This window comes from Acidiplasma aeolicum, assembly GCF_001402945.1.
Taxonomy (GTDB): Archaea; Thermoplasmatota; Thermoplasmata; order Thermoplasmatales; family Thermoplasmataceae; genus Acidiplasma; species Acidiplasma aeolicum.
This window is the reverse complement of record NZ_LKBG01000267.1, coordinates 1-7,512: the sequence shown is the minus strand read 5'-3', so window position 1 is coordinate 7,512 and position 7,512 is coordinate 1. Positions and strand designations below refer to the sequence as shown.

9 protein-coding genes and 1 tRNA gene are annotated in these 7,512 nt (G+C 32.9%); 7 read left to right on the top strand and 3 right to left on the bottom strand.

Going from position 1 to position 7,512, the window contains the following annotated elements; translation table 11 throughout:
* Nucleotides 1-21 precede the first annotated feature (21 nt).
* From AOG54_RS08230 to AOG54_RS08220, 3 genes are read left to right on the top strand one after another with little or no spacing between them, the layout of a single operon-like run.
* On the top strand, nt 22-1,146 hold the full coding sequence (locus AOG54_RS08230) for an acyl-CoA dehydrogenase family protein (protein WP_055032606.1): 1,125 nt from the start codon (nt 22-24) through the stop codon (nt 1,144-1,146).
* A gap of 5 nt (nt 1,147-1,151) precedes the next feature.
* A complete protein-coding gene (locus tag AOG54_RS08225) occupies nt 1,152-2,411 on the top strand; it encodes a thiolase domain-containing protein (protein WP_048102360.1) in 1,260 nt (419 codons plus the stop codon).
* A complete protein-coding gene (locus AOG54_RS08220) occupies nt 2,412-2,864 on the top strand; it encodes a Zn-ribbon domain-containing OB-fold protein (RefSeq protein ID WP_048102361.1) in 453 nt (150 codons plus the stop codon).
* Between the two features lie 14 nt (nt 2,865-2,878).
* On the opposite strand, the gene AOG54_RS08215 is transcribed toward AOG54_RS08220, so the two are convergent.
* Complete coding sequence (locus AOG54_RS08215; RefSeq protein ID WP_055032605.1) at nt 2,879-3,199, bottom strand: transcriptional regulator; 321 nt, start codon at nt 3,197-3,199, stop codon at nt 2,879-2,881.
* Nucleotides 3,192-3,866, bottom strand: coding sequence for a hypothetical protein (locus AOG54_RS08210; protein WP_048102362.1), 675 nt, complete (start codon nt 3,864-3,866; stop codon nt 3,192-3,194). Before AOG54_RS08210 ends, AOG54_RS08215 begins: the two co-directional genes overlap by 8 nt.
* 93 nt (nt 3,867-3,959) lie before the next feature.
* Here AOG54_RS08210 and AOG54_RS08205 point away from each other — a divergent pair, with 93 nt between their 5' ends.
* Nucleotides 3,960-4,748 (top strand): ATP-binding cassette domain-containing protein, encoded by a 789-nt coding sequence (locus AOG54_RS08205; protein ID WP_162200883.1) that lies wholly within the window; start codon nt 3,960-3,962, stop codon nt 4,746-4,748.
* Nucleotides 4,749-4,750: 2 nt separating this feature from the next.
* Nucleotides 4,751-5,557, top strand: a complete 807-nt coding sequence (locus AOG54_RS08200) for a hypothetical protein (RefSeq protein ID WP_055032603.1) — start codon at nt 4,751-4,753, stop codon at nt 5,555-5,557.
* Between the two features lie 97 nt (nt 5,558-5,654).
* Here AOG54_RS08200 and AOG54_RS08195 read toward each other — a convergent pair.
* Nucleotides 5,655-5,729: transfer RNA gene (locus tag AOG54_RS08195), tRNA-Glu, on the bottom strand.
* A 144-nt stretch (nt 5,730-5,873) separates the two neighbouring features.
* On the opposite strand from AOG54_RS08195, the gene AOG54_RS08190 reads away from it, so the two are divergent.
* Together AOG54_RS08190 and AOG54_RS08185 are read left to right on the top strand one after the other, a co-directional pair.
* Entirely contained in the window at nt 5,874-6,725 is an 852-nt protein-coding gene (locus AOG54_RS08190; RefSeq protein ID WP_055032602.1) for a hypothetical protein, read from the top strand.
* Between the two features lie 11 nt (nt 6,726-6,736).
* Nucleotides 6,737-7,512 (top strand): ABC transporter permease (locus AOG54_RS08185; protein WP_055032601.1); only part of this gene is annotated, 776 nt, incomplete at its 3' end.

Below are 7,512 nucleotides of genomic sequence, written 5' to 3'. Positions count from 1 at the left end.
TTATGATAAACAGGTGATTTATTGGAGGAAGAATATGATATTTTAAGGGAGAGCGTTAAATCATTCTCAGAAAAGGAGATAATGCCTGTTTCCAGAAAAATTGATCATGATGATTATTTTCCCAGGGAGATTTTCAAAAAAATGGGTTCCATTGGATACCTTGGCATTACCATACCTGAAGAGTATGGTGGTTCTGGATCAGATTATATTTCTCAGGCGATAATAGAGGAGGAGATAAGTTACGCCAGCGGTTCCCTTGGTTTATCATATGGGGCACATAGCAATCTTTGCCTGGATAACCTTTACAGAAATGGTTCTGAATACATAAGGGAAAATTATGTGCCAAAATTATGCTCTGGGGACAACATTGGTTCTCTTGGAATGACAGAACCGTCATCTGGATCTGATGCGTTATCCATGAAAACAAATGCAGTAAAGGATGGTGATAATTATGTTATAAATGGCAGCAAGACATTCATAACAAATGCACCGTACGCAGATCAGTTTCTAACATATGCAAGAACCGGAGATAATTATACCGCATTTTTAATACTTTCTGATGATGAGGGCTTTTCCAGGGGAAAAAGGTTTGAAAAACTCGGGATGCGTGGGTCTCCAACAGGTGAGATATACTTTAACAATATAAAATTAAAATCCGATAGAATCGTCGGTGGGCTTAATAATGGCAAGAGAGTGCTTTTAAGCGGGTTAAACATGGAAAGGGCTGTGCTATCATTCAATGCCATTGGCATAGCCAGAAGGGCCCTTGATCTTGCTGTTGAATATTCTATTGAAAGAAATCAATTTGGAAAACCCATACATGAATTTGAATTAATACAGGAAAAGCTGGCGTATATGTACACAAAATTTGAATCGTCAAGGTTATTTGCCCTTGAGGCCTTAAAAAGGGTAAACAATGATAAAATGGATGCCCTTGATGCCGCTGCAGCCATTCTATATGCATCTGAGTCATCAGAGTATATTGCCAGAGAGGCCCTGCAGATATTCGGCGGCTACGGTTACATCAAGGACTTTGAAATAGAAAGGGTTTTCAGGGATTCCATTCTGTTAACGATCGGTGCCGGCACAAATGAAATAAGGAAAAAGGTCATATCAGAATCGTTAATAAAAAAATATAAAAAGTGAGTAAAATGGCATATAAATCAAGGAATGTTTACATGATATCAGGTGGGCTGACAAAGTTCAGGAAATACAATTATGATGAGGATTTCAGGCTAAATGTTAAAAATGCAGTGGATTATGCATTAAGGGATATTAAAATGGATATAGGTGATATTGATGGTTCAGTTTCAGCGTATTTTTCTGATCATTTTTTGGGCCAGCTCATAGCAGGTGCCATGACAAATGATTATATAGGCATGTCAGGAAAACCGTCAAAGAGGATAGAGGGGGGTGGTGCAACCGGTGGGCTTGCATTTCAAACAGCATATGAAGAGATCGCATCAGGGAATATGGAAACATGCCTTGTCTATGGCTTTGAAAACATGTCCCATGTAAACACCTGGAGGGGTAATGACCTCATAGCACTTGGCAGTGATTCAAATTTTGATTATCCACTGGGAGGATTTTACACTGCATATTACGCACTCATGGCAACAAGACACATGCATGAATTTGGAACAACAGAAAGGCAAATGGCCCTTGTATCTGTAAAAAACCATAACAATGCATTGCATAATCCCTTTGCCCAGGCACCAATGAAAATTAATGTTGATGACGTACTAAATTCTCCGGTTGTATCAACACCATTAAAAATGCTTGATATATGTCTGATGTCAGATGGTGCGGCCGCGGCCATACTTGCATCGGAGGATGCTGCAAAATCGTTTTCAGATAAACCCGTTTTAATTAAATCCATTGGTGCATCAAGCGATACAATGAGACTTGCAGACAGGACCTTCGGTGATGTGCCACTCCTTCCAAATGAAACTAAAAATGATTATAAAAATCTTAAGTACCCTGGCGTTCATTCATTTAAGGCCGGTAGGCTGGCGGCAAAAATGGCATATGAACGTGCCGGTATAAAAAATCCTGAAAAGGAGGTTGACTTTGCCGAACTCTATGATGCATACACATCAGCAGAGATACAGGCATATGAGGATATGGGATTCTGCAGGTATGGTGATGGGGGCAAATTCATAGAGGAGGGCAGGCCAAATATAGACGGTGACATACCTGTAAATATGGAGGGGGGCCTTCAGGCATCGGGCCACGCAATAGGTGCAACCGGAATAATGCAGGCAGTATATGCATTCTGGCAGCTTCAGGGAAACATATCAAGGCATTTTGGAAATAATAACTTACAGGTAAAAAATCATAATACAGGAATAATACACAGCCATGCTGGAACCGGTGCATATGAAACAGTCACTGTTATGGAGGCGGTTTAAATGGATAGATATACAAGGGTGATGAAAACAGACCCACTGGTTAAAGAATTTGATTACAATATAGAATACATTCACAGTTATGCGCAGGATTCCAAATTTTTTACATCCCTAGGCATGGGAATACTTCTTGGTTCAGAATGCAAAAAATGCAATTATAGATATGGAACATACAGAAAATATTGCATGTTCTGCGGTTCTGAAACAGATGATATAAATCTTCCATTAACAGGAAAAATACATTCATTTACAACATGCTATTATTCAGGTGAAAATTTTATAAATGAAACACCTTACACATTAATACTTGTTGAATTTGAAGGCATTGATTCATTATTTATGTCAAGACTTGTTAATAAGGAAAATAAGAATGTTTACATAGGCATGCCTGTAAGGGCAAAATTTAGGAGGCTGCAGAAATTTGATGTTAATGATGTTTACTTTGTGCCGGCCTGATAATTTATTCATCATTAATTTTTTTTTCTGGGATTTAATCCTATTTCATTAATAATTTTTATATAATTATTATAAAAAATTTTTCCCTTATCTGTAATTTCCAGCATTCTACGCGGCCCTGAGAGCGTAAACACAGTTTTATCCTTAATATATCCCGAATGTATTAGTATATCGAGATGATTGCTTAAACTTCCCCTTCCTATACCCGTCAAATTTAAAATATCAGTAAAGTACATTTTTTCATTTATGGCAAGTGATATTAGAATCAATATTCTTATAGATGACCTTAATGCGTCATTATTTATCAGCCTGCTAAGATCACCTATATCACTCATTTGAAACAACCTCATCAGGAGCATGGTACAGTGCATAAAATGATGAGAACATCCAGCCAATTACTGATATTATCCAGAAATCGAATGAGAAATAAACATAATTACCAAGATAAAACGATGAAAAAATGAAAAATAAAATTGTTGCAAGTGCGCTTGAAATATACGTATAAAAGGCTATGTAACCTTCTAGGGGAATATTATCAAGGCTAATTTTGATATAACCAAGAATTTTAAATCCAAGGAAAAAAAATAGAATATTAACAGTGTATAATGCAATGGCATAATAGAAATAATTATACTGAAAAAAATATGCGAAGGATAACAGTATTATAATAATTATAATCATATATAAATAATTAATTTTCCTGAATTTGGGTGCCCGGTATCCTGATTTAAGTTTTATACTTCTATACGCCCTTCTAAAAATGCTTTTTGATAAATTTATTCCTAAAAAAACTATGATTAAATAAATTATTATATATAAAATTAAATAGTAAACATATTTATGATATATATTAAATAATATGTATGGAAAAGTTATAAAACCCAGTATTGCCATTGACCATGTTAGATAATAAAGGCCAAAAGCCCTTCTAAGTAAAAATTTTTCAAAGCCAAGGATTCTTTTGTTAATTTTTAAAAGATCGATTTTATTTATATCATCCATCTTATAATAATATGATTATATTATATTTATTTTTATTTTGTTCAGAAATTGAACTCTGTTACATTTATATTAATCAAATTAGGATTAATGATTATGGCCTTAATATATATTGAAAATCTGAAATACTCGTATGGCAATCTTAATAATAGCCTGAGGGATGTTAAATATGAATTAAATAATGGAGAAAAAAATATAGTCATTGGCCCAAATGGATCTGGAAAAACAACATTTTTGAAATGCATTCTTGGCATTTTAAAGACCGAAAAAATGATAAAAATAGATAATAATTATGTTGAGAATATAAGAGAATATACTGCATTATCAACAAATATAAAGGATGCACTCCATCTTTCTGGCGACCTCTCTGTCAAAGAGTTTATAAAATATCATATGAAGTTAAAATTAATTAAGGAGGATGCTGCCTTTAATATGCTTGCATATTTTAAATTGGACTCCCTGAAAAATAAAAGATTATCGGATCTGTCCACAGGCCAGGAAAAAATGGTGTATAATACAATTGCCCTTTCAGGTGATTATAAAATAATTCTTTTGGATGAACCCTTAAGTTCAATAGATCCTGACAGGTCAAGACTTTTAATTAACATCATAAATAAAAGTAAAAATTCATTTATAATAACAACCCATGATCTTGATCTTATAAAAAAAATTGAAGGTTCCACACTAAACATAATGGTTGATGGTAACCTATCGGAAAAAATAAGCCCTGGTGAATTAATATTTTCAATGAATGTAAATACCACAAGGCCACAGGATAAATTTATAGAAATAAGGGGTAATGACAGAACAATATATCTTACATATGGTAAAGAAAACAATGTTATAAATAATATAGATGACCTATTATATTTATATGAGGTGTAAAAATGATATCAACGCTCTATAAAATTGGTATTATATCATATTTTAAAAATAGGAATTCATTATTCTGGAGTTTTGGATTTGTTCTGGTATGGGTCTTAATATATGCATATGGCTTCCCGGCACCATCCGGAACATATTTAAAATATACAGAATCCACATATATATCGTTCATATTGTTATTTGGAATAAGTGTATCCATGGCATCCGTGGTTTTTTACACAGTATCCATGAATCTATCGATACCCTATATTACAAGGTTTGATAGGGTAAAATCATATGAGGTATCGTTTTCAAATATATTATCGTCCCTAACATTTAGCATGGTAGTGGGCATTTTTGCCATAATATTTTCATTATTAATATTCAGGCTTAGATTTTCTTCAGTATATATCAAAAATATATACATGCTGATATTTATATTAATCGTTATATCACTATTTTTCACACTTTTAGGCCTTCTTTTTTCATACCTGCTCAGCCTCTTAAATCAGGTAGGGTCGCTTAAATTTATTTCACAAATTCCAATGATCCTAACCTTTATTCTTGTGCTTGGACTGCAGATTTTCAGAAAGCCAGGCCCTGATCTAATCTATTATTCACCATTCAATGCAATGTTTACGATAATAATTTATTCCTTAACAGGAAAAGCCGGAATTAATTATTACCATTCTGGATTAAATACAAATTTGCTATTAATATCCACATTAATATGGATTCTATCCATGGTTATTCTTGTATATGTCCTTGAAAAATTGTATGAAACTTCCGGTAAAAGAAACCAGTACACACTTGAGGATATTTTTAAATAATTTTTAACTTCTAATCAAAAAGATGAACACATTAGTGCATTTGTAAATTATTAAAATGCAATTTTCTTTTAATTTATTTTAAAAATTTACAAAAAAATGCTCCGGTCGGGATTTGGACCCGAGTCGGGGGATTGAGAGTCCCTAATGCTTGGCCGGACTACACCACCGGAGCCTCCATTCTGTATTTTTTCCTGATATATAAGTTATTTCAATATCCATTCATGGAATATAAAAATAAAAGCTGTAAATTTGTATGAATTTAATATATTATATTTTAAAGGCAAACTATATTTACAACAATTTAATTGTTATATAAATGAGTCCCAGGACATTTAAAATTATTGTAATATCGGTGGCATTAATATTAATTATTCCAGCCTCGGTACTGGCCTTTAATTATTATAAGGAAGAAAAAAAATTAGATTCAAAAAATCCATTTGATTATATACCATCAAATTCAACTGCCGTGGCAACGGTTAACCAAAACAATTCAACCTTTTATATTTATGATGTGCATGGATCCCTTGGCATAATAGCAAATATTTCATACAACATACTTCCAAGCAACAGTACCAGAATTTTTTCACCGTCTGGGACTTCAACTTATGCATCAATGCTAAAAAATATAACTGTAGAAACAATGGTAATGCAGCAGACAACAGTTTATGAGGTAAAGAACCTTGACATAGGCCAGATAATTAGTGGAATTGCAAAGACAAACCTAACCACACTAATATCAAATGAAAGCACAAATGTTTATATTTATACTATATTAAATACATATGTTGTCATGGGTGAAAAGGAGGCAATAAATGATTCACTTTACTCACATATACATAATTATACGGCTAAACCCATTGAAAAATACCTAAACATGAATATTAATTCATCAATATATTATAACCTGAGCTCATCAGGTATTGGTGCAAGCTACATGACATTAAATATTACAGAAAATAAAACGTTGATAAACATGCATTTTAATTCATCAACCGATGCATTAATATTTGACCTGGCCTTAAATGCAGCGCTTAGAGCGAAAAGCAATGTAACCAGTGTTCTTGGCAGGCCCACAGTTATATCCAGTGGAAACAATTTAATAATAAAATATAACAAAGGTTTTAGCGATATTGGTATACTAATTAAAGCCTTAAATATAAAATCGTAATTTGATGATGCATGTCAAAATTGTTAACAGTTTATTTACAGTACATAAAAAATTATTACAGGTCTAAAAGCTTTTTTCTTATGCTTTTTTTGATTATTATAATCAGTGCAATGATGGTTTATTTTTCTTTTAAGTATGTAAATGATCTTCCAAAAATTCTTGGTTCAAATGCCCTGCCATTGGGCCTAAAAATTGCATTATTTTACTTTTTATGGTCATTAATATTGTTATACATACCTGTTTTTGCATCGGTATTTTTTGGTTCACCTGCAATTTCCTCAGAAATTGAGAATAAAACTGCATTTTATATATTTCCATTGCCAATAAACAGGCACAAACTCTTCGTTGGTAAATTCCTTGCCGCATTAAGTGTTACACTGGTCATCGTGCTTATTTATATAATAGTTGAGGCTGCCACGCTTTCATTTATATTTAAAAAACCACCTGAAATATATTTCTATTACTCATTGGTGCTCCTAATATTATTTGTGCTCTCAATGACATCATTAACCTTCATGATAAGCGCAATATTTAATAAAAACACCTATGCATATATATCTGTCCTTTTAATTTATTACATTGTTTTCTATGCAGGGTCCTTTATTATAGAACTTTTGTATAAAATAGACCCATTTTACCTTCTAAGCGATGCGGCAAGCATTATACAAAGGGTTTATGTGAATATAAACACAGAGGATTTTTTTGCAAGACAGAGCCTGGCGCCTGCACCCTTTCCAGACATTATGCTGGCAGGCCTTATTATGTTTGTATATTTTGTTGCAACCTT